This window comes from Pseudoglutamicibacter albus, assembly GCF_031458175.1.
Taxonomy (GTDB): domain Bacteria; phylum Actinomycetota; class Actinomycetes; order Actinomycetales; family Micrococcaceae; genus Pseudoglutamicibacter; species Pseudoglutamicibacter albus.
Genome location: NZ_JAVDXX010000001.1, coordinates 90,542 through 110,411, shown reverse-complemented (window position 1 = coordinate 110,411; position 19,870 = coordinate 90,542). Strand labels below are relative to the sequence as shown.

Genomic DNA, 19,870 nt, shown 5'->3' with positions numbered 1-19,870 from the left:
GGAGAGCTCATGCCAGAACTGAGCGATGTGAGCGTCAGCACTGACGCCAAAGTCCTGAAAACAACGCAAGAAGACTGGGATGCCGCAAGCCCCGAGCTTCTGGAGACCATGCTCGTGCAGATGCGCGCTGTCCGCGCCTTCGAAGAAGCCGTCCTCGCCGCCGCAGGTGAAGGCCTCGTTCACGGCCCGGCCCACTCCAGCATCGGGCAGGAAGGTGCCGCTGTCGGTTCCGTGCTGGCCTTGCGTCCAACCGATGGCGTGAACGGCACGCACCGCGGCCACCACCAGTTCCTCGCTAAGGGGCTTTCCTATCTCCGCCCCGAGGGCATGACCGTGGTTGATGGCATCAAGGGCGACGACCTCGTCGAGTTCATTCACCGCACCTTGTCTGAGATCTTCGGCCTCGCCGCTGGCTTTAGCGGCGGACGCGGCGGCTCGATGCACCTGCAGTGGCTAGAGGCAGGAGCGCTCGGCACCAACGCCATCGTCGGCGGCGGCGTTCCACTGGCCGCGGGCAACGCGTGGGCACAACGCCAAGATGCCAAGGTACAAGGGTCTGAGGACATGGGCGCAACCGTCACGTACTTCGGCGACGGCGCCTCCAACATCGGCTCCACGCTTGAAACCTTCAACCTCGCCGCGGCATGGAAGCTGCCGCAGTGTTTCTTCCTCGAGAACAACCTCTACGCCGTCTCTACCTTCATTGAGGACGTCACCGGCGAACACAACCTCGCGGCACGCGGCCCAGGGTTCGGCATCCGTTCCTTCCAGGTGGACGGCATGGATCCACTCGCCGTGTACCTCGCGCAGCAGAAGGCCGTTCAGCACATGCGTGCAGGCAACGGCCCAACCCTCATCGAGGCTGAAACCTACCGGTTCTTCCACCAGAACGGGCCATTCCCAGGCTCCGCATTCGGTTACCGCACCAAGGACGAAGAAACCAAGTGGCGCGAACGCGACCCCATCACGCGCGTGGCCCGCGAAATGATCCGCCGCGGACTCATCACGGAAGAACAGGACCGCGACCTCGAACAGCGCATCAAGGCCTCGATCGACGAAGTCCTGGACCGCCTCGTCGAAAAGGACCCGGAGTCCAAGCGCGACAAGCGCCGCGTCATCCCGAGACTCTGGCCAGACACCGCCGGGGTGGACGACCACATCCGTTCCGACGCCAAGCTCCACGAGGTCGTGACCGGCCCCGAGAAGCCTGACGCGAGCGCGCCTACGCGTTCCGAGCGCTTCGTTGACGCGATCGCAGACACGATCCGTTACCGCATGGAAGAAGATCCGGGCGTCGTGGTCCTCGGTGAGGACGTGCACCGCCTCAAGGGCGGAACCAACGGCGCAACCAAGGGGCTTTCCGACCAGTTCCCGGACCGTGTTCTGGGCACGCCGATCAGCGAAAACGCCTTCACTGGGCTTGCTGGCGGGTTGTCGATGACCACCCGCTACAAGCCGATCGTCGAGTTCATGTACTCCGACTTCATGTGGGTTGCCGCTGACCAGGTGTTCAACCAGATCGGCAAGGCCCGCCACATGTTCGGGGGCCAGTCGGCGATGCCGGTGGTGCTCCGCTCGAAGGTCGCGATGGGTGCCGGGTACGGTTCGCAGCACTCAATGGATCCTGCCGGCGTCTTCGCGACCAACCCGGGCTGGCGCGTCGTCGCGCCGTCGACCGCGGCTGACTACATCGGCCTCATGAACACCGCACTTGACCTTGAGGATCCGGTGCTTGTCCTCGAGCATGTGGACCTCTACGGGCAGAAGGAAGACATCCCGGACGTCGATCCGAACTACCGCCTCCCGCTCGGTACGGCAGCCGTGCGCCGCGAAGGCAAGGACGTCACGGTGTTGTCCTACCTCAACATGGTTGGGGTGTGCTTGTCTGTCGCTGATTCGCGTGACGACCTCGATGCGGAAGTCATCGACCTGCGCTGGCTCGACCGCGCAAGCATCGACTGGGACACCATCGAAAAGTCGGTCAAGAAGACCAACAGCGTCCTCATCGTCGAGCAGGGGTCGCAAGGCACCTCCTACGGTGGGTGGCTCGCGGACGAAATCCAGCGGCGGCTGTTCGACTACCTCGACCAGCCTGTTCAGCGGGTCACCGGCCAGGAAGCCAGCCCGTCCATTTCTAAGGTGCTCGAAGCCGCCGCGAACGCCGACGCGAACGATGTTGCCGCTGGTTTCGACGAAGTAGCCCGCGGCCTGGGCCTCAACTGATTGGAAGTACACCGATGGCATATGTAATCACCATGCCGGCGATTGTCGCCGACGCAGAAGATGCGGGCCTCGCCAGCTGGGCTATCTCCGTTGGCGACGAGGTAACTTCAGGTCAGCACATCGCCGATATCGAAACCGAAAAAGCCACCGTGGAACTCAACGCGGAGGACACCGGGACCGTGGCGCGCCTGCTCATCGAGCCGGGCGCAGTCGTTGAGGTCGGAGCGCCGATCGCGGTGCTCTCTCAGGCCGGCGACGACGACGACGGCGCGGTCGAGGCCGCTCTTGCGAAAGCAGGGGTTGGGTCTGATGATGCTGCGTCTGGTGCTGGCGCTGCGGAGGCTGGTGGCGCTGATTCCGCTGACGATGCTGCACCGGCTGAGCAGGCAGACGACGCTGAGACGGCCGTTGCCAAGCAAGCTTCTGGCCAGCAGGGCTCCGGGGAGCGGCTTTTCGCTTCCCCGCTTGCCCGCCGTTTGGCTAAGGAAAAGGGACTTGACCTCAACGGCATCGAGGGCTCCGGCCCGTCCGGCCGGATCACCCGCCGCGATGTCGAATCAGCCGCCGCAGCGGCGCCAGCTGACGCAGCGCACGGTGCCGCACAGGCATCCAGCGGCAGCGGAACTGGCGCGTCGGGAACCCAGCCGGCAACCGCATCGGGCGCCGTTGCAGGAGAGAGCGCTACACAAGAGGGCGCCGCTCAGGTAAACAACTGGACCGAGGAGGCCGCATCGCCTATGCGTAAGGCCATTGCGCGCCGCCTCACGCAGTCGGTCAACGAGATCCCGCACTTCTACCTTACCGGTGACGTCCAGGTGGACAAGCTGCTCGCGTTCCGCAAGGAAGTCAACGCCGCCCGCGCGGATTCCGAAGGCAAGATCACGGTCAACGACTTCATTCTGCTGGCCCTCGGCCGCGCTCTCGCGGAGATGCCGGATGCGAACTCCACGTGGCATGACGGCACGATCCGCCGCCACAAGACCGCCGACGTCGCGGTTGCCATCGCAACCGAGAAGGGCCTGCTCACGCCAGTCATCACGGATGTTGGTTCGCGGACTTTGGGCTCCGTCAGCGCCGCCGCGGCCGACTACAAGACCCGGGCGGCTGAAGGGAAGATCCGTCAGCACGAACTTGAGGGCGGCTCGTTCTCGGTGAGCAACCTCGGGATGTTCGGTACGCGGGAGTTCTCCGCGATCATTAACCCGCCACACGCAGGCATCCTCGCGGTCGGCGCGGCTGAACAGCAGCCTGTTGTCCGCGACGGCGAACTCACGGTGGCCACGATGATGACCATCACCATGTCCGCCGACCACCGCGTCCTCGACGGCGCAGTCGCCGCGCGGTTCCTCAACAAGGTGAAAAACCACCTCGAAAACCCGCTGTCCCTGATCGTCTGACGCGCCAACAGAGCCGGCCGCCCGCGGTCATCGTGCGCAACAACCGTCCGAGTCAATCGCAGAATCGAGATAGACCATGGAAACAGACACCCTGGAAACACAGAACACAGAAACACAAAAACCTACGGCCGCCATCACCGGCGGCGCATCCGGAATCGGCTACGCCGTCGCCCAGAAATGGGTGGCTAACGGTGGCCGTGTGGTCCTGATGGACATCAACGAAGAGCAGCTGGATAAGGCTGTTGAAAGCTTCGGTGAGGATGCCCGCGGGATCATCGCCGACGTCACCAACCGTGAAGCCGTCGATACGGCGTTCGCTTCGATCCGTGAGGTTGAAGGCCGCTTGGATGCGCTGGTGACCTCCGCAGGTAACGCAAAGCCAGTTGCGACCGCGGAGATGACGGACGAGCAGTGGGAGCCGCTGCTGGACGTTCACCTGTCTGGCATGATGCGTTCGTGCCGGGCCGCGCACTCGCTTCTTGCCGAGTCCAAGGGCTCGATCGTCGCGATCTCGTCGGTTGCGGGTGTTCAGGGCATGCCGAAGCGTGCCAGCTACAACACTGTGAAGCACGGCGTGATCGGCTTCATCAAGTCCCTGGCCGTTGAGTGGGCTGGTGACGGGATCCGCGTCAACGCGGTCGCCCCCGGCTACACGCTCACCCCGTTCAACAAGAAGCTCACGGACGAAGGCCTGCTGGATATCGAACCAGTCCGGTCCCGCATCCCGCTGGACCGTTGGGCGGAGCCCGAGGAGATCGCGGCGCCGATCGTGTTCCTCACAAGCCCTGCCGCATCGTTCATCACCGGCCACACCCTGGTTGTCGACGGCGGTATGACGATCGCCGGCGACTGGTACACGTGGCCAACGAACATGCCTAAGGAGGCAGACGCATGAGCCAGGTTTTCGCTTGCGATGCTTTCGCCGGCAACACGGTTCTGATCACGGGCGCAACTGGCGGCATTGGTGCGGAGTGCGCTCGCCTGTATTCCGCATCGGGCGCTGACTTGGTCCTTGTTGATTTGCGTCCGGAACCGTTGGACCAGCTTGCTTCCGAGCTTTCGGGGCCGGGTTCCGTGACCACTGTCGCGGCGGACCTTTCCGATGCTGAGTCCCGCGCCCAGGTGGTTTCCGCGGTGAAGGAACGCGGCGGTGTGCACCACCTGGTTCTGGCGGCGGGCATCTACCCGGAGCACCCGGTTGCGGGTATGCCAGACGAGGAATGGCGGCGCGCTATGAGCATCAACCTTGATGCCGTGTTCGCGCTGACCCGCGACCTCGAGCCGGAAATCCACGATGGCGGTTCGATCGTCAACTTCGGTTCCATGGCCGGTGCTCGTGGAAGCAAGAACCACGCGCACTACGCGGCGACGAAGGGCGCGCTCGTCTCGTTCAGCCGTAGCCTCGCCTGGGAGCTTGGCCCGCGCGGTATCCGCGTGAACGCGGTTGCTCCGGGCATCATCGCCACGTCCATGACCAAGAGCCTCGTTGCCGAGAAGGGCGAAGCGCTGCTCAATTCGACGCCGATGGGGCGGTTCGGTGAGCCGGAAGAAGTCGCGTCCGTTGTGCTGTTCTTGACCTCCGATGCCGCGTCTTTCGTGACCGGCGACGTCATCCACATCAACGGCGGCCTCCACATGGCCGGCTAACGCACAGTCGCACACACCTGGCCGGCTCACGCCTAGCCAGCAAGGAGCACAGCTGACAACGACGGTGGCGCATGCGAGATTACGTATGTGCCACCGTCGCTTTGGTTTTCAGTACAGGGAACGGACGCAAGCTTCCCGGTTATCCTTAGCTCCACGAAGCCAACGTCCAAGGATAAGCATTATCCTTGAGAGAAACCCCGCTTGCTGGAAGGCTAGTGGTTATGTCGTGGACAGCTAAGGAATGGACTCCCTCTGACAATGCACGGCGCCCACGCGACCGTTGGTACGGAACCTACTGGGCGTATCAGCCGTCCTCACTCACCACACCGGAGTGGCGCATCGACCCGGCAATAGCAGCCGAAGCCGGTCGCGTGGAACGTCGCATCCGAAACCTGAAGTTTCACGACGCCGCAGGCAAACTCGAAGCCGTGTCCCGCCACCTTCTGCGCAGCGAAGCAGTCTCAAGCTCGTACATAGAGGGACTGCGTTCTAACCCGAAGAACATCGTGTTTGAAGAGCTCAAACAACTAGAACGCGGGACGAAGGGCGCCCCCGACGCGGGGCATCCATCGGTAGCGGCAGAAGTCGCCGCTAACATCGCGGCTCTCACCAGCGCCGTTGAACGTCTCGGGACAGCCGAAAATGTCACGTGGGCCGACATCGAAGCGCTACAGACAGAACTGCTACCCCACTTGGGCGCCTCAGGCATTCGTGACAGACAAAACTGGGTTGGCGAGAGCGAGTTCCACCCGGGCCAAGCCGAGTTCATTCCGCCCAGCGAAGACGCGCTAGTTCCCGCGGTTGAGGGCCTGGTGGAGTTCATGAACGGCGCCGCCGTGGGGTCCCTGATCCAGGCCGGGCTGGTTCATGCGCAGTTCGAAACTCTGCACCCTTTCGCTGACGGTACTGGGCGCATCGGCCGTGCACTCATCCACACCGTGCTTGTCCGTGGCGGTCTCACAGAAGGCTCCGTCCTGCCGATCAGCGAGGTGCTCCTGACGCGTTCCGATGAATACATTGCCGGGCTCATGGCGTTCCGTGGCATCCCGCACAGCGCTGAGCTCGCATCAGATGCTGAACCGGTCCGCGAGCTCAGCATCAGCGAAGGCATCAACGCGTGGCTGCGGACGTTCATCGCTGCCGCCAATGACGCTGTGGATCTTGCCTCTGATCTCAGGGATGAGCTCGACGAGTTTGAACGCGACGCCCACGCCATGATCACCGACTACGCTGAGCGGACCGGCATGCGTATTCCGCGTAGCGACTCAACTGTATGGAAGATGCTTGATGTTCTGCCGAAGTTGCCCGCTTTGACTGTCGATGTGGCAGCTCAGCTAACCGGAACCAGCGGCACCTCGGCACACAACGCCCTTGAATACCTCGCTGAGGCCGGCATCCTAGAGCGGCGCAGCGTCGGCAAGGGCAAACGCGGTTTCGTCTGCAACGACATTTTCGAGTTACTAGCTTCCGGCTAGTCGGCGGTCGGTTTCGGCATCGCCCGGCGCAGCCGCTGAGCCATAGCCTCGCGCAGGGTCTCGCGCGTCTCGGCACTGAGTGCCTCGTCCCCGGTTCGCGTGCTAGCATCCGGCTCATCGGCACCCCCAGGCCCCACGCCCTCAGCTCCCGCTGTCTGCTTAGTCCAAGGAGCCCCGGCCAAGAGGGCTATGCCGCGGTCGACCGCCTCGTCAGACAACTGCGTGGAACCGGCCAGCGTCAACAAAGCGGCCCCATTGTCTAGCGCCATGAACAATCCGCCGAGCTCCTGAGCACTCAGCCCCTCCACCTCGAGCCCAAGGTCCTCAGCCGCTTGCGCATAAAACCCCACCGCCCGGTCAATCCGCACTGCACACTGCGCAGCCAGCTCCGGGTCCCGCGCCGCATACGCCACGAACTCCAGGGTGGCCAGGCCCATCCCGCGCACCGCTTGCTGTTTCTCCTCCGGCGTCATCCCGGCGGCTTCCTCGCTCGCCTCAGCATTCTCGCTGAACGCCGTCAGCGGCGGTTCTTCACCCACCGGGTCAGTCAGCGAGGCGTCGATGTTGGCATCCAGCACGGCTAGGAACAGCTGAGCCTTGTTGGCGAAGTTGGAGTACACCGCACCCTTGGAGAACCCCGCCTCTTTCGCGATTCGATCCAGCCGCGCCCCGTGGTAGCCCTCGCGGGCGAACGCGGCGCGCGCTGTAAACACCAGGCGCTCGCGGGTCATGCGCTGCATGTCCTGGCGGGAGAGAGGAGCGGGCAGGTCCGTCATAAAACCCATGATATCCGGCCGGATCGCCGCGCCAGAGCCCAACGGAGTCGCCGTCCCCTACCCGCCGCAAGCTAGCTTTACCCACCATTGACATACCGTCGGCATCTGAAATACCTTGGGTATGTCAATTACCTTGGGCGCCCGGGAGAGAACAATGATCCTAGACATCCACCAGCTCACCCGACGGTTCGGCAACGTCACCGCCAACGATTCCGTCTCCCTACAAGTCAGAGCCGGTCAGCTATCCGGCCTTCTCGGCCACAACGGGGCAGGCAAAACTACGCTCGTCTCTCAGATCGTCGGACTGCTCCGCCCGGACTCCGGCTCCCTGCATGTGGCCGGCATAGACGCCACTCGCCGCCCCGCGTTGGCCCGCCGCGCGGTGGCCTTGCAGACCCAGTCCACCGCTTCTCTCGACGGCCTCACCCCGCGCCTGGCCATCACCTTGGCCGCCCGGCTACGCGGCTTGTCAGCCCGGGACTCCCGCGCCGCTTCCGCACGCCTACTCGATGAGCTAGACCTCGGCCCTTGGGCTGACCGCGCCGCCCGCCCCGAAGGTGGCGGCCTCTCCGGTGGCGTGCGCCGACTCACCACCCTGGCCATGGCCCTGGCCGCTCCAGTGCCTCTACTGGTGCTGGATGAACCCACGAATGATGTGGATGCGGCACGCCGTCGCCTGCTCTGGTCCGCGCTACGGCGCCGCGCCGACGACGACGGAACCGCCGTCTTGGTGGTCACCCACAACGTCAACGAGGCCGAGTCCGTGGTGGATGAACTCACCGTCTTGGACCGTGGCCGCGTGGTGGCCTCCGGAAGCCCCGCCCAGCTGCGGGCCCGGGCACTCGGCGAAAAAGCTGAGGCCGATGCGGAGGGTGCCGGCCGCTCCAACGACACACTACGGCTCACCCTCCGCCTGCCCGGCGAACCTGAACCCGCCCCCACAGACGCGGCCGCTGAGCCCCGCCAGGAGGAGCGCCGCAGGGAGGAACCCCACCGAGAGGCACTGGGGCTGCACCTTCCGGAACAGCTCGAGGTGCGGGGCAGCGTCGTCGTCGGCCGCCGCGTAATACTCACCCTGCCCGCGAGCCGGGCAGGCGAGGCCGTCGCCTGGTCTACCGGTCAACGTGCCGCCGGGGTCATCGAGGACTACACCCTTGGCCCGGCCAGCCTCGAGGACGCCTACCTCGCACTCACCGCACCGAAGGAGGAGACCCTTGCCTGAATCCACCGCCACCGCAACGCCCCGCGCCACCAACGCCGCGCCGCGAACCACCGTCGCCATGCCCCGATCGGCGGGGGCGCTGACCGCTTACCTCACCCTCCTGCGATGGCAACTGGCCCAGCTGGGGCCGATGGTCCCGCTGATCGCCGTAATCCAGGTGCTGCTGGCGGGCGGCATCGTCGTCGGCTTCGGGTTCCTGCTCAACGAGGGTGACACGGCCTCCATCACTTTCCTGTCCACCGGCACTCCGACCGTGCTGTTGCTCACCCTGGGGCTGGTGATCGTGCCGCAAGGCGTGGCCGCCGCCCGCGCCAACGGAACCCTGACGTATCTGCGTGCCCAGCCGGTACCGCGGCCGGTGCTGTTCTTAGCCGACCTCACCCTCTGGGTGCTTATGGCCCTGCCCAGCGTGGTGGTCGCCGGACTGGCAGCATGGTGGCGGTTCGATGTGGAGTTCTCCTTGGACTGGCCGTTGCTGATTACCGGAGTGCTCCTGGTGACCGTGATGGCCACCGCTGTGGGTTACGCGATTGCTGTGACCCTGCCGGCGATGCTGGCGCAGGTCGTCAGCCAGGTGATGGTGTTCTTCGTACTCATGTTCTCCCCGGTGACCTTCCCTGCGGAACGGCTGCCCGACTGGTACGCCCGAGTGCATGAGCTACTGCCGGTCATGCCCGCCGGGGACGTGATCCGCGCCGGTCTGGTCTCCGACACCTACTCCGTCGAGGGACAGGCTCTGCTGGTGCTGGCGGCCTGGACCGTGGCGGGCCTCGGGCTGACACTACTCGCCCTGACGCGCAGGAAGTAACGGGGCGATGCGCAGGAAGTGACGGGGCGGGCGATGATGCTGGCTGCGATCAGCTCTTGACGGGTAGCTCCGTTTGCCCCCTGTGACCTGCTACGACAACTCAGCACACGCGTCACCGCGGCCTGTTCTCCAGCTCGCGAATAATCCATTTGTCCAGAGAAAAGTCGTATTCCAGGACCATGGTGGAGCGGAACGTGTTCGGGCTCGCCACCACTTGCGGTTTGCCGTTCTCAACGAGGGTGACCTCGTTCTCAAAGAAATCGAACGTCGCGACAACCTGGCCCGGCCGGTCGGGGTGCGGCTTTACCTGTAACGTCCTTTCCTTATATTCGATGCCCTTACCGACATACCAGCTGCCCTTCGAATAGGTCAGATAGTTCGCACTGCTGGCATACACCCAGCATCCCGCGCAGCTCGTCGGCGCCACTTGAGTTAGCGGCCTCGCGTTACCGGTCTGCCGGATGTACTCCTGGGAAGCCATGAAGTACCTCACGACCTCCTTGACCCCGGCTTTATCGTTATTAATGTTCGGGTCCAATTGAGGGATCGGCACATTCCGCGCGGGATGCTGAACCGTAGCTTTTTCATAAGGGCCCGATGGCGGTGTCGGCTCCGAAAGGTCAGGTTTCAGGCCGCCAGCACCTGGCTGATTCTGCTGCTCGGAAGGGCTCGGTGCAGGCGCCTGCTGGCTCGGTGCCGATTGTTGCCCCGGCTGTTGCGACTGCTGTTGGTCTTGCGACTGCTGCGGCATCAGCCGTTCGCTCAGATTCTGCCCCTGTTGTTGCCCATCGTTCTGGCCCTGATCCTGGGAGCAACTGGCCAAGCCAACGCTTAAGAGCAGGACGGTGAGAGCAGCTGTGGTGCGACGCATACGGAGCCTTTCAAACTCAAAAAACGATAGATGCAAGCCCGTGTTGGCTTTATTTCACCACAGCTGCGCGAATAAACGCTAGACCCTTACGGCCGGAGCCCATGCAAGTAGACGTCGATGAGCCACTCATGCAGATCCGGGATCTGTTCCTCCACGAAATCGGGTAGCGGCCGGGTTGCTGCAGCGATCCCCACCAGGAATCGCATCGCGTCAATGTCCCCTATCAACCCGGCTTCACGTGCCCGCCTAAGGATAGGTTCGAGGCGAGCCAGCCGGTCCGCGCGAACCTCCGAGACCCTCTCTGATTCGACAAATTCCTGATTGTTTTCACCCAGTGACATCAAGAAGGTGCTCACTTGCGTGCGCGCTATGCGGCTGCCCTCAAAGGGATGGCAACCCAGCTGGAAGCCGAAGGGCAAGAAGTCACTGTCAACGACGTCGCACCCATGACCGCCGAGGACCCTCAAGGCGTGGGGCTGAACTCAGCGTTGCTGCCGCTCATCTTTGATGGCATGGCTTCGGCTGTTCTGCTTGCTCTCCAACTGACCTCTGCCGGTCAGCGGACCCTGGGCGCAGTCGGCGTGGATCGCGGCCGGGCTCATCATGATTGCCGTCGGGGCGCGCCACAACAGGCCAGTTGAGGCCGCATCGTAGGGCCCTGGCCGGGTACAGCTCACTTCTGTAAGGTGACATCATGACCTACCAGCCCGCCCATCAACGCGACTTCCTAGCGAGCGCGCGCCTGGCCCACCGCTAAGACCGACTTGACCCTCACGTAACGTCAGGCATCAGAATTACGTTCATGAACAGCCATGAAGATCATTACTCCGTCGGGGAGGTTGCCCGGCAGTTCAAAATAACGGTGCGTACGTTGCACCACTGGGAAGACCTCGGTCTTGTCCGCCCTTCCGAGCGCACCTGCTCAAACTACAGGCTCTATACGCGCGCTGACCTGGATACAATCCAGCAGATCATGATCTATCGGGCCACCGGCATGAAGCTTGCAACCATCAAGGACGTACTTGCGGCGGGCACAGAACACATCGCACATCTGCGGAGGCAACGAGAAATTCTCACGTCTCAAATCCAGCAGACTCAAGAAATGCTCAGCGTGATCGACAAGCTGATAGCCAAGGAAACAGCCACGAAGAAACCAACGTTGAGCGAAATCGGAGAAATTCTAGGCGAAGCCCGCTTCGTTGAATATCGTTCACAAGCTGAAGACGCTTATGGCGACACTGACGATTGGAGCATAAGTCAACAACGAACCGCCGAGTGGAGTCATGCTGATTGGGCCGCGTGTAACGATAGGTTCAACAGCGTTGAAGAACAGTGCGCCGAAGCCGTGCGCAATAACGTTTCCGCCTCCAGCGATGAGGCAGCAATGCTAGTCCAGAAGCACCGCGAAGCACTTGGTGAGTTTTTCCCTGTCACGCCGGCCAAGCATTATTTGATCTCACGTAGCTACATCACCGTCAAGAGTTTCACCAACCACTACGACGCCAGGCAACCCGGCCTTGCCCGGTGGCTTGCCGATGCAATTGAAGCTGTCGCAGTAACCAGCGGAGTGAATATCAACAACCCTGAGTGGGCATAAGCCCCAGGTCATAAGGTTCAACATGAATAGCACACACATCACGATGGTCGAAAGCGGCGTCGAAATGCGCGCTCTACTGGATTGTTCACGGGAGCAACGGAACGATGCTCTCCGCCGGTTGTGGCAACCTGTGGCAGGCATGTACTCTTTCGGCCCTAGCGAGCCTGACCTCGTAGCAGTTCACGCTCAGAACTTCGGCTTCGACCCAGCGGCCCCAAAACAGCGGATGCTCGATGCGCTAGATAGCTTGGAAAAGGCCGATGCATGGGACCGCATCAAGCAAGCACTGATTCAGGGTGCAACAGATTTAGCTACCGCAATCCCCGGCCTTGAGATACCGGACATCACTGTGTTGTTGCTGTTGGGAGACCCGACCAACCGGCACTTTATGGAGGAATTGCAAGGGCTTTCAGCCTTCGGCGGTATCAGCGGCTACATCGCAATCACCATCTGGCCCACCGATGTGATCCTCAACCGGCTTGAAGCTATTGCGTTACACGAGTTACATCACAACCTCCGCTATTCATCCGGCGGGATTGTATGGAATCCGATGACCGTGACTGTTGGAGAGCACGTCGTGGCTGAAGGTCTGGCCGACCTTTTCGCTGTCCGCTACTGCGGCCTGCGAGGCTACACCCACTTTGTTTCTGAACAGACACGAGAAAGCGATGACGTACTTCGCCGCGTCTGCGAAGGCCTCAACAACACTGGTATGCAGAACTTTGCGGGCTGGGTGCTTGGCGACGCGAGTGCCCGACTCTTTGGGTCATCGCCCGTCGGCCTGCCTACCGGCGCCGGTTACGCCGCTGGAACGCGCATCGTACAGGAGTACCTCGATGCGACCGGCCGTACTGCAACGGAATGCCTTAGAACTCCTGCCGAGGAGATTCTGAACGTCGCCCTGCCTCGACTGGGGCTCAACACCAGGCCCTGACGCCCACCACCTTCCCCGGCTCGCCGCTCAGCACCCCGACCCGTCCGCGTAGTGACCGAGGCGCCGCTGGCATACGACGAGAAGCAGACCATCACCGTCAAGACCGAGCTGCATGAGGCTCAGGACGGCGATGTTGTGGTCAACAAGGCTGTGGGCCGTGCTGAGAATACGAAGATGCGAATGCGCACCTCCGCCCAGTTCACCGTCACCGACACCCGCGAACCGGAGCCAAGTGAGGAACCGTCGCCAAGTGAGGAGCAGTCGGATGCCCGTGAGCGCGGCTTGGCTCCGACCGGCACGGAGGTTGCGGGGCTCACCGGGTTTGCGGCCGTGGTGTTGATGGGCGGCCTGCTTCTGATGAGGCGAGCTTGCCAGCACTAAACCACTGCCGAGCGGGCCGCGTTGGCAGGGCGTCCCCTGCCAACGCGGCTACCTCGCGGCGATAACGATCGACGCGTTATGCCCGCCGAACCCGAACGAATTGGATAACACCATCGTGTTGTTCTCCGGCGGCATCCGGCGCGGTTCGCGCACGATGGCGAGCTCCGGGAACGCTGGATCGTCGAGGTTGATGGTTGGCGGGATGATCCCCTCCCGCAGCGAACACACACTGATCACCGCTTCGAGGACTCCCGCGGCACCCAGCAGGTGGCCGGTCGAAGACTTGGTGGCGGTGATCGGGAGCTGGCATGAGGCGCCAGTTGCGGTGGTACTACCGAACACGGTTGTGAGCGCAGCGGCCTCTGCGGCGTCTCCGGCCACCGTCCCGGTTCCGTGCGCGTTCACGTGCCCGAGCGGTCCACCGTCGGGAGCACCCGTGGCGAACTGTTCCGCCGTGACCCCGGCGTCAGCGAGGGCCGCGCGCATCGCGGCGGCGGCACCGCGACCATCGGACAGAGGGGCCGTGGCGTGATGGGCGTCCGAGGATGCACCATAACCCGCGAGCTCCGCGAGTACATTCGCGCCGCGGCTACGCGCAACGGCTTCCCGTTCCAGAACCATCGCGGCGGCTCCGGCGGAGACCACGAACCCTGTTCGACCGCTGTCGAAGGGCCGTGATGCTTGCTCCGGGTGGGCCTCGTAGCCTGCGGCGAGTGCGCGTACGTTCGCGTTGGAGGACACGTTGATCGGGTTTACGCAGTCCTCGACACCGACCACGATCGCTGCATCGGCATATCCGTGGCGTAGCGTGCGCATCGTCTCCCCGAGCGCAACAGCACCGGAAGCGCACGTAGCCGACACCGCGCGGGCCGGCCCCGTGACCCCGTACCGCTGACTGATGAGCGCGGCGGGAGCGTCGGGAGCGCCGTGCATCGTGAGGGTCAACGGGACACCGCGTTGTCCCTTATGTTCGAACCCGACTGCCCCTTGATGATGCGGGCGCAACGGCCCCGACCCCGTACCCACCACGACCATGACCCGCGCCGGATCCCACGGCAACGCTGCACCGGGTGCGACGCCTGTTGTTTCGGCTACAGCGGCAGTTGTTGCGGCGGGGCCACCACTGGCTTGGGCGAGGGCTTGGTCGGCGGCGGCGATGGCCCACACGTGCATGTCGTCGAGACGGCGAGAGAGCGGGCGCGGTACGTAGTCTTCGGGATTGAAACCGCGGACCTGACCGCCGATGCGCACCCCAAGTTCGCGGGCGTGCTGGGTTTCGAATTCGTCGCCTTCCAGGACGCGGATGCCGCTACGGCCGTTGGCGACGGCGTCCCACATTTCGGAGACGGTCAGCCCGCTCGGGGTGATGGCGCCGAGGCCGGTGATGGTGACTCGTTCGTGCGTCACAAGCGTTGCACTCCTTCGCTGCTTGTTCGGGCTGTCGCGCCGGAGCGGAGCAGTTCGGCGAGTTCAGCGGTCTTGACCTTGCCGCCCACGGTTCGCGGTATCCGCGACACCACGTAATACTGTGCTGGAACGAATTGCGGCGCCAACCGCGCGCGACCCCACTCACGCAGCGCGGCCTTGGTCAGGCGGGGGTTGACGCGGGCGCCACCGCCCCCGGTCCCCAGTCCGGAGTCTTCGACGGCGAGCGCGAGCACCGTCCCAAGCGTCGCATCCGGCAGCCCCACCGCAACAGCCTCGAACGCCTGTCCATCCACGGTGAGGCCGGCGTAGGCGCGAGTCACTTCCGGGAGTGCGACTTTGTGGCCGCCAGTGTTGATGGTGTCTCCGGCCCGGCCGACAACCTGGACCTGCTGTCGACCGTCCACGATGCGGACGCGGCCTTGGTCGCCGACGCTCGCCCATCCGTGCTCATCCAGCAGGCGGCTGGCAGAACCGTCAGCATTGTCACTGCCAGCACCGCCGCCATCCATAGGGCCGCCGCCGACCACATACCCGTCCGAGCACGATGCGGCCCGCACCCAGATTGTGCCCAGTTCACCATCGGGCATGGGCTCCCCGTCCTCGCTGCGGATCTGGACCTCCACCCCGTCGTAGACCTCGTGCCAGCCGGGGTGGTCGGGGATTCCTTGGCCGATGAACCCGATTTCCGCGGCCCCGTAGTAGCTGATGAGTTCGGTGTGAGGGAGCACGGCGGCGAGCTCGTTGCGGAGGTTTTCGGGGAGGTCGGCGCCGCCCACGACGATGAGGTCCAGGTCTGCAAACTGTTCAGGCGTGCGGGTGGCTTGGGTGATGATGCCGCGCAGCATCGCGGGAACGGTCACGATGCGGGTGATGTTTTCGCGCGCGACTCGCTCCCCCAGGCCGGCCAACGTGAGAGTGTCAGTGTTGCTTGCGAGGTGGATGGTGCCGCCGGTTGCGAGTGTTTCGACCGCGGCGTAGAGGGTGAGCGAGTACGCGAACGGCCCCGGAGCGAACGTGACCACGCCAGGCCCCAGCCCGAGGTGCCGCTTGGAGACGGCGAGGTTCGCCCGGTATTGCCCACGGGTCTTGAGGAACGCTTTCGGCGCGGCGGTGGTCCCGGAGGAGAACAGCATCAGGAACGGCTCAGAATCAGGACGGTCCGCCGCACCATCAGGGCGGGAGGTGTCGGGGCGGTTCTCCGCAACTTCGGCAACGCTGTCAGCACCATCCCCTGCGTCGCCGCCATCATTAGCGACCGCGTGTTCGAGGTTGCGGAACTCCGTTAGTGTGCAGATGACCCCTCCCCAGTCCTCGCCGCTCCCCTCACCCAGGGCCTGCCGGAGGGTTGCGGCGGATTCGGAGTCATCGACGATCACCACACCGATGCCTGCCGCGAGGACGATGTTGCGTTGATGCTCGGCCGGCCATCGCGGGTCGATCGCTGCGAAAACATGATCGGAACCGGCGAGCGCCGCCATGATCCGTGCCGCTTCAAACGCCGATGCGGTGCATACCGCGGTCACCGGCCGCGCCGCTGACGCGTTCCTTCCCGTCAACCGCACGCCTTCGTGTAGTTGCCGTACGGCGGCGATGATGCGGGGGCTTTCGTCCACGAGGTCGCGGTAGGTGAGGGAACGGTTGCTGGTGATGATGGCGGGCCGTTCGGGATGCTTGGCGGCGGTCGCGTGGATGGAGCGGGTGATGGGCACGTCGCTAGCCTAACCGTTGCAAGTGCCTTCCGCGGCAGGTTGGTTGCCACACCTATCAGTCCGGGCCACTCTTAACCACGCAGCTATTTTGCTGCGCGTGCGATTTCGAACAAGCTGGCTGGCATCGGGCGTTCAAGTTCCCAAATGATCTGCATCGGCCTCTCCCCTGAATGCTTCACATAGCGGGCGTTACCGAGGCACGTGTACGGCTCCGTTCCCATCTCACCGTTCTTCGCCTTACGCACAAACAGCACCACGTTGGAGCCTTCCGATTCGTGGTTGATGTACCGCTGCCCGGTAGGCGATGCTTCCCGAGTGAGGCTTTGCGATTCCCAGTGGAACAGCGTGTCCGTCAACGCGTAGTCGTGATACATCGTGGTCGGTGAATAGTCGGCCTCCGATTTCTTCAGCGTCACCAGCAACACATCCGTCTGCAGTTCCGGAATCCACTTCACGCCTTCGCGGATACTGCCGGGCTTCTCCAAGTTCAGCGAGCCCACGCCCAGGCCCGCGAGCAGCTCCTCACGCGTATATGTCGCGTGGCTTCGGATGGGTTGGGTCTCAAGACCGCCGGATAGTGGCCGCGGGACGGCCCTCGAAACCACTTCCCGGAACTGCATGATTTGTTCCAGCTCTTCCCGCACAAATCGAGCGTTCAGAAGCTCCGCCATCCCGGCGGCTAGCCCCTTCTCATGGCCAGACGGCCAGAACGAGTAATACAGCATCAACGCCAGCGGATCCTGCAGCAACTCAGGCGTGACCTTGCCGCTGTTCAATACTCGCAGATATCCCTCAAAACGGACCGGGTCGTCCACGTGCACAAACTTGTTGGCTCGCTGCAGCAGCTTGCTTTCGGCTTCGCTCGGACGGAACGAGCTCCGCCCATTCGCCCACGCCTCGTATTGAACCCAAGCGTTCGGGCCTTTATCGCCGAGATATGTTCGGGTCGCGCCCGGTTTATATACCGACGGCAGGTCACGATCAGACCGCTCCAAATAGTCCTTGAGGTGCAACCCGGCCGTAACCTCAGCCGCCGTGCTCATCTGGCGCACATCCGCCAGGAAGTCCTTGGTGCTCATCGTCACCTGGCTCCGAAGGTTAGCCACAACTTCCTTCTGCGTGACCTCATCGAGCACAATCTGACATCCCGCCGGCAGCACCGGGAAATTATGTTCCGCAGAACGCTGCAACTGCTTCCGGTCCTGACCGGTGAGTGCGTGCAGCTTGATGTCGAAACGGAAATTCTTGTGCTGGTGCCCCACAAAATCCAGGACCGTCAGGACGCTCTTGTTTTGCGCTCGGCGCAGGCCTCGGCCCAGTTGCTGTATGAAGATGGTCGCGGACTGGGTGGGCCGCATCATCAGCACCGTGTCAATGGCGGGCAGGTCGAAGCCCTCGTTGAAAACATCGACCGCCATGAGGCAGTTGAGCTCGCCTGCGGCAAGCTGTTTGATCGCTTGGTCGCGGTCCTCGCGAGAGGTCTTGCCCGTGACAACGCCGGATGCGATGCCGGCCTGGTTGAAAACCTCGGCCATGTAGGTGGCGTGGTCAACGGAGACGCAGAAGCCGAGGGCTTTCATGTTGCCGGTGTCGGTCACGATCTCGCGGGTGGCTTGGATGATTTTCTTAGCGCGCTGATCGTTGCCGGTATAGAGACGGTCCAGGTCTGCAACCCTGTAGCCGCCGGCGCTGAACTGGGCACCGGACAAGTCCACACCATCGGCGATGCCGAAGTAGTGGAAAGGAACCAGAAGGTCGTTGTCCAAAGCCGTCCAGAGCCGGAGTTCGCTCGCGATCCGGCCGTCAAAGTATTCGGCCGCGATGTTCTGGCCGTCCATCCGCTCAGGGGTTGCGGTCAGCCCCAGGAACTCTTTGCACCCATCGAAATGCTTGATGACGCGTTCGTACGTAGCGCCTGCGCTGTGGTGGAATTCGTCGATGATCACCACATCGAAGTGATCACGGTCCAGCTTGGTGTAGACCGTTTCCTGAGACAGCGTCTGGATGGACGCGAACACATGGTCCCACTTGGTAGGCCGGTAGTTCCCGCGCAACAGCTCGCCGAAAGAGCCGTCACCCAGCACGTCTCGGAAGGTTCGCAGGGATTGCTCCAGGATTTCACGACGATGCGCCACGAACAGGAACCGCGGACGCGGGCCCTTGGTGTTTTCGCATAGGCGGCGATAGTCCAGCGCGGCGATCACGGTCTTACCGGTACCGGTGGCCGCAACCACAAGGTTGCGGTGACGGTTGAGGACTTCGCGTTCGTGTTGGAGATCGTCCAGGATGATCGCCTGGTGCGGATACGGGCGAACATCCAGGTTCGTGGCCAACAGCGAGTCCGGAACCTTGTCCGCGGCGCCGTTGTTGAGTGCTTGCTGGAGTCGTTCCCCATCCTTTTCAGGGATGTAGGGTTCGAAGATCGGCGACTGCCAGTAGCTTTCGAACGTGGCCTCGAACTTTTCAACCAACGCTGGGGTCTGGATGTTGGAGACCCGCACGTTCCATTCGAGCCCGTCCACCATCGCCGCTTTGCTGAGGTTGGAGCTGCCGATGTAGCCGGTGTGAAAGCCGGTGTGAAAGCCGGTGTTGCGGCGGAAGACCCATGCTTTGGCGTGCAGCCGGGTGGTTTGGGTGTCGTAACTGATGCGGACTTCGGCGCCGCACTCATTCACCAGATAGTCCAGGGCGCGTTTCTCGGTTGCACCCATATAGGTGGTGGTGAGGAGACGGACCGGAACTCCGCGCCGGTTGAGCTCTTGAAGTTCCTGCGCGATCAGGCGGATACCGGACCAGCGAACGAAAGACATCACCACATCGACGGCGTCGGCGCTGAGCATTTCGGTTTTGAGCTCCGGGCCAAGGCGGGGGTCACCTTGTGCGTTGGTTAGTAGCGCGACCTCGGAGATCGGGATCGACGGTGACTGCGGTGCCTTGTGAGGTGGTTTCGCGGTGCTCAACAGTTGCTGGGGTTTTGGTCCCTCGAGGTGCTCGCCGTGGCTCACGGAACTCATTGTGGCCAGAAGTCGGTTCACGAATTCGATGCGTTCTTCTTCGCCGCTGATTAGCTGGAGTTCCTGCTCCAAGCGTTCTGCAACGAAGCGGGCTGCGACGTGCGGGAAATCGGCCTTGTCAACCTTGGCAATCTGAGTTTCACGCGCCGTCGCATCCAGTGCGCGTCGCAGGTCACTAGTGACCAGGTCTTCACGCAGACCTACCAAAAGAGGGTCCACAAACTCATCACTCATCGGCAAGGCTCAACTCAATAGACGACAGTGCGGCAATGGGGTTCAGGCTCTTGAAACACACCTCGGAGCCTATCCAACGTGACCAGCTCAGAACAATGTTCAACTCATGCGGATGCCAATATAGCCCGTTCGAGCACCAACACCGCTTCATACG

At 63.1% G+C, this 19,870-nt stretch carries 17 protein-coding genes; 11 read left to right on the top strand and 6 right to left on the bottom strand.

Annotated features, from left to right (window positions below; all coding sequences use genetic code 11):
• Window positions 1–9: 9 nt before the first annotated feature.
• The 5 genes from J2S67_RS00460 to J2S67_RS00440 all read left to right on the top strand — a co-directional run bounded on the left by J2S67_RS00460 (window position 10) and on the right by J2S67_RS00440 (window position 6,742).
• Window positions 10–2,223, top strand: a complete 2,214-nt coding sequence (locus tag J2S67_RS00460; RefSeq protein ID WP_310245265.1) for an alpha-ketoacid dehydrogenase subunit alpha/beta — start codon at window positions 10–12, stop codon at window positions 2,221–2,223.
• A 14-nt stretch (window positions 2,224–2,237) separates the two neighbouring features.
• The gene (locus tag J2S67_RS00455) at window positions 2,238–3,620 is read left to right on the top strand and encodes a dihydrolipoamide acetyltransferase family protein (RefSeq protein ID WP_310245263.1); all 1,383 of its coding nucleotides are present in this window, start codon (window positions 2,238–2,240) and stop codon (window positions 3,618–3,620) included.
• Window positions 3,621–3,696: 76 nt separating this feature from the next.
• Window positions 3,697–4,515, top strand: a complete 819-nt coding sequence (locus J2S67_RS00450; RefSeq protein ID WP_310245261.1) for an SDR family NAD(P)-dependent oxidoreductase — start codon at window positions 3,697–3,699, stop codon at window positions 4,513–4,515.
• Window positions 4,512–5,267, top strand: coding sequence for an SDR family NAD(P)-dependent oxidoreductase (locus J2S67_RS00445; protein WP_310245259.1), 756 nt, complete (start codon window positions 4,512–4,514; stop codon window positions 5,265–5,267). The genes J2S67_RS00450 and J2S67_RS00445 overlap by 4 nt, the downstream gene beginning before the upstream one ends.
• A gap of 221 nt (window positions 5,268–5,488) precedes the next feature.
• Window positions 5,489–6,742 carry a Fic family protein gene (locus tag J2S67_RS00440; RefSeq protein WP_310245257.1) on the top strand — a complete coding sequence of 418 codons (1,254 nt, stop codon included), beginning with the start codon at window positions 5,489–5,491 and terminating at the stop codon, window positions 6,740–6,742.
• On the opposite strand, the gene J2S67_RS00435 is transcribed toward J2S67_RS00440, so the two are convergent.
• Window positions 6,739–7,518 (bottom strand): TetR/AcrR family transcriptional regulator, encoded by a 780-nt coding sequence (locus J2S67_RS00435; RefSeq protein ID WP_310245255.1) that lies wholly within the window; start codon window positions 7,516–7,518, stop codon window positions 6,739–6,741. The genes J2S67_RS00440 and J2S67_RS00435 overlap by 4 nt on opposite strands.
• Before the next feature lie 154 nt (window positions 7,519–7,672).
• Here J2S67_RS00435 and J2S67_RS00430 point away from each other — a divergent pair, with 154 nt between their 5' ends.
• Together J2S67_RS00430 and J2S67_RS00425 are read left to right on the top strand one after the other, a co-directional pair.
• Window positions 7,673–8,740 (top strand): ABC transporter ATP-binding protein, encoded by a 1,068-nt coding sequence (locus J2S67_RS00430; protein ID WP_310245253.1) that lies wholly within the window; start codon window positions 7,673–7,675, stop codon window positions 8,738–8,740.
• A complete protein-coding gene (locus J2S67_RS00425; RefSeq protein WP_310245251.1) occupies window positions 8,733–9,548 on the top strand; it encodes an ABC transporter permease in 816 nt (271 codons plus the stop codon). The genes J2S67_RS00430 and J2S67_RS00425 overlap by 8 nt, the downstream gene beginning before the upstream one ends.
• 112 nt (window positions 9,549–9,660) lie before the next feature.
• On the opposite strand, the gene J2S67_RS00420 is transcribed toward J2S67_RS00425, so the two are convergent.
• Window positions 9,661–10,419 (bottom strand): DUF6318 family protein, encoded by a 759-nt coding sequence (locus J2S67_RS00420; protein WP_310245249.1) that lies wholly within the window; start codon window positions 10,417–10,419, stop codon window positions 9,661–9,663.
• Window positions 10,420–10,505: 86 nt separating this feature from the next.
• Window positions 10,506–10,775 (bottom strand): hypothetical protein, encoded by a 270-nt coding sequence (locus J2S67_RS00415; protein ID WP_310245247.1) that lies wholly within the window; start codon window positions 10,773–10,775, stop codon window positions 10,506–10,508.
• Here J2S67_RS00415 and J2S67_RS00410 point away from each other — a divergent pair, their 5' ends adjacent.
• The 4 genes from J2S67_RS00410 to J2S67_RS00395 all read left to right on the top strand — a co-directional run bounded on the left by J2S67_RS00410 (window position 10,776) and on the right by J2S67_RS00395 (window position 13,331).
• Entirely contained in the window at window positions 10,776–11,060 is a 285-nt protein-coding gene (locus J2S67_RS00410) for a hypothetical protein (RefSeq protein ID WP_310245245.1), read from the top strand.
• Between the two features lie 161 nt (window positions 11,061–11,221).
• Window positions 11,222–12,016, top strand: coding sequence for a MerR family transcriptional regulator (locus tag J2S67_RS00405; protein ID WP_239445856.1), 795 nt, complete (start codon window positions 11,222–11,224; stop codon window positions 12,014–12,016).
• A 22-nt stretch (window positions 12,017–12,038) separates the two neighbouring features.
• A complete protein-coding gene (locus tag J2S67_RS00400) occupies window positions 12,039–12,950 on the top strand; it encodes a DUF2268 domain-containing protein (RefSeq protein WP_310245243.1) in 912 nt (303 codons plus the stop codon).
• Between the two features lie 51 nt (window positions 12,951–13,001).
• Window positions 13,002–13,331 (top strand): hypothetical protein, encoded by a 330-nt coding sequence (locus tag J2S67_RS00395; RefSeq protein WP_310245241.1) that lies wholly within the window; start codon window positions 13,002–13,004, stop codon window positions 13,329–13,331.
• Window positions 13,332–13,379: 48 nt separating this feature from the next.
• Here J2S67_RS00395 and J2S67_RS00390 read toward each other — a convergent pair whose 3' ends face one another.
• The 3 genes from J2S67_RS00390 to J2S67_RS00380 form a co-directional block, all read right to left on the bottom strand.
• On the bottom strand, window positions 13,380–14,738 hold the full coding sequence (locus J2S67_RS00390) for a beta-ketoacyl-[acyl-carrier-protein] synthase family protein (protein ID WP_310245239.1): 1,359 nt from the start codon (window positions 14,736–14,738) through the stop codon (window positions 13,380–13,382).
• The gene (locus tag J2S67_RS00385) at window positions 14,735–16,468 is read right to left on the bottom strand and encodes a class I adenylate-forming enzyme family protein (RefSeq protein WP_310245237.1); all 1,734 of its coding nucleotides are present in this window, start codon (window positions 16,466–16,468) and stop codon (window positions 14,735–14,737) included. Before J2S67_RS00385 ends, J2S67_RS00390 begins: the two co-directional genes overlap by 4 nt.
• An 83-nt stretch (window positions 16,469–16,551) precedes the next feature.
• Complete coding sequence (locus J2S67_RS00380) at window positions 16,552–19,716, bottom strand: DUF3427 domain-containing protein (protein WP_310245235.1); 3,165 nt, start codon at window positions 19,714–19,716, stop codon at window positions 16,552–16,554.
• Window positions 19,717–19,870 lie beyond the last annotated feature (154 nt).

What these genes read in the sequence shown, in the direction of transcription:
- J2S67_RS00460 (WP_310245265.1), top strand. Translation starts at nt 10, where the DNA reads ATGCCAGAACTGAGCGATGTGAGCGTCAGCACTGACGCCAAAGTCCTG.
- J2S67_RS00455 (WP_310245263.1), top strand. Translation starts at nt 2,238, where the DNA reads ATGGCATATGTAATCACCATGCCGGCGATTGTCGCCGACGCAGAAGAT.
- J2S67_RS00450 (WP_310245261.1), top strand. Translation starts at nt 3,697, where the DNA reads ATGGAAACAGACACCCTGGAAACACAGAACACAGAAACACAAAAACCT.
- J2S67_RS00445 (WP_310245259.1), top strand. Translation starts at nt 4,512, where the DNA reads ATGAGCCAGGTTTTCGCTTGCGATGCTTTCGCCGGCAACACGGTTCTG.
- J2S67_RS00440 (WP_310245257.1), top strand. Translation starts at nt 5,489, where the DNA reads ATGTCGTGGACAGCTAAGGAATGGACTCCCTCTGACAATGCACGGCGC.
- J2S67_RS00435 (WP_310245255.1), bottom strand. Translation starts at nt 7,518, where the DNA reads ATGACGGACCTGCCCGCTCCTCTCTCCCGCCAGGACATGCAGCGCATG.
- J2S67_RS00430 (WP_310245253.1), top strand. Translation starts at nt 7,673, where the DNA reads ATGATCCTAGACATCCACCAGCTCACCCGACGGTTCGGCAACGTCACC.
- J2S67_RS00420 (WP_310245249.1), bottom strand. Translation starts at nt 10,419, where the DNA reads ATGCGTCGCACCACAGCTGCTCTCACCGTCCTGCTCTTAAGCGTTGGC.
- J2S67_RS00405 (WP_239445856.1), top strand. Translation starts at nt 11,222, where the DNA reads ATGAACAGCCATGAAGATCATTACTCCGTCGGGGAGGTTGCCCGGCAG.
- J2S67_RS00400 (WP_310245243.1), top strand. Translation starts at nt 12,039, where the DNA reads ATGAATAGCACACACATCACGATGGTCGAAAGCGGCGTCGAAATGCGC.
- J2S67_RS00380 (WP_310245235.1), bottom strand. Translation starts at nt 19,716, where the DNA reads ATGAGTGATGAGTTTGTGGACCCTCTTTTGGTAGGTCTGCGTGAAGAC.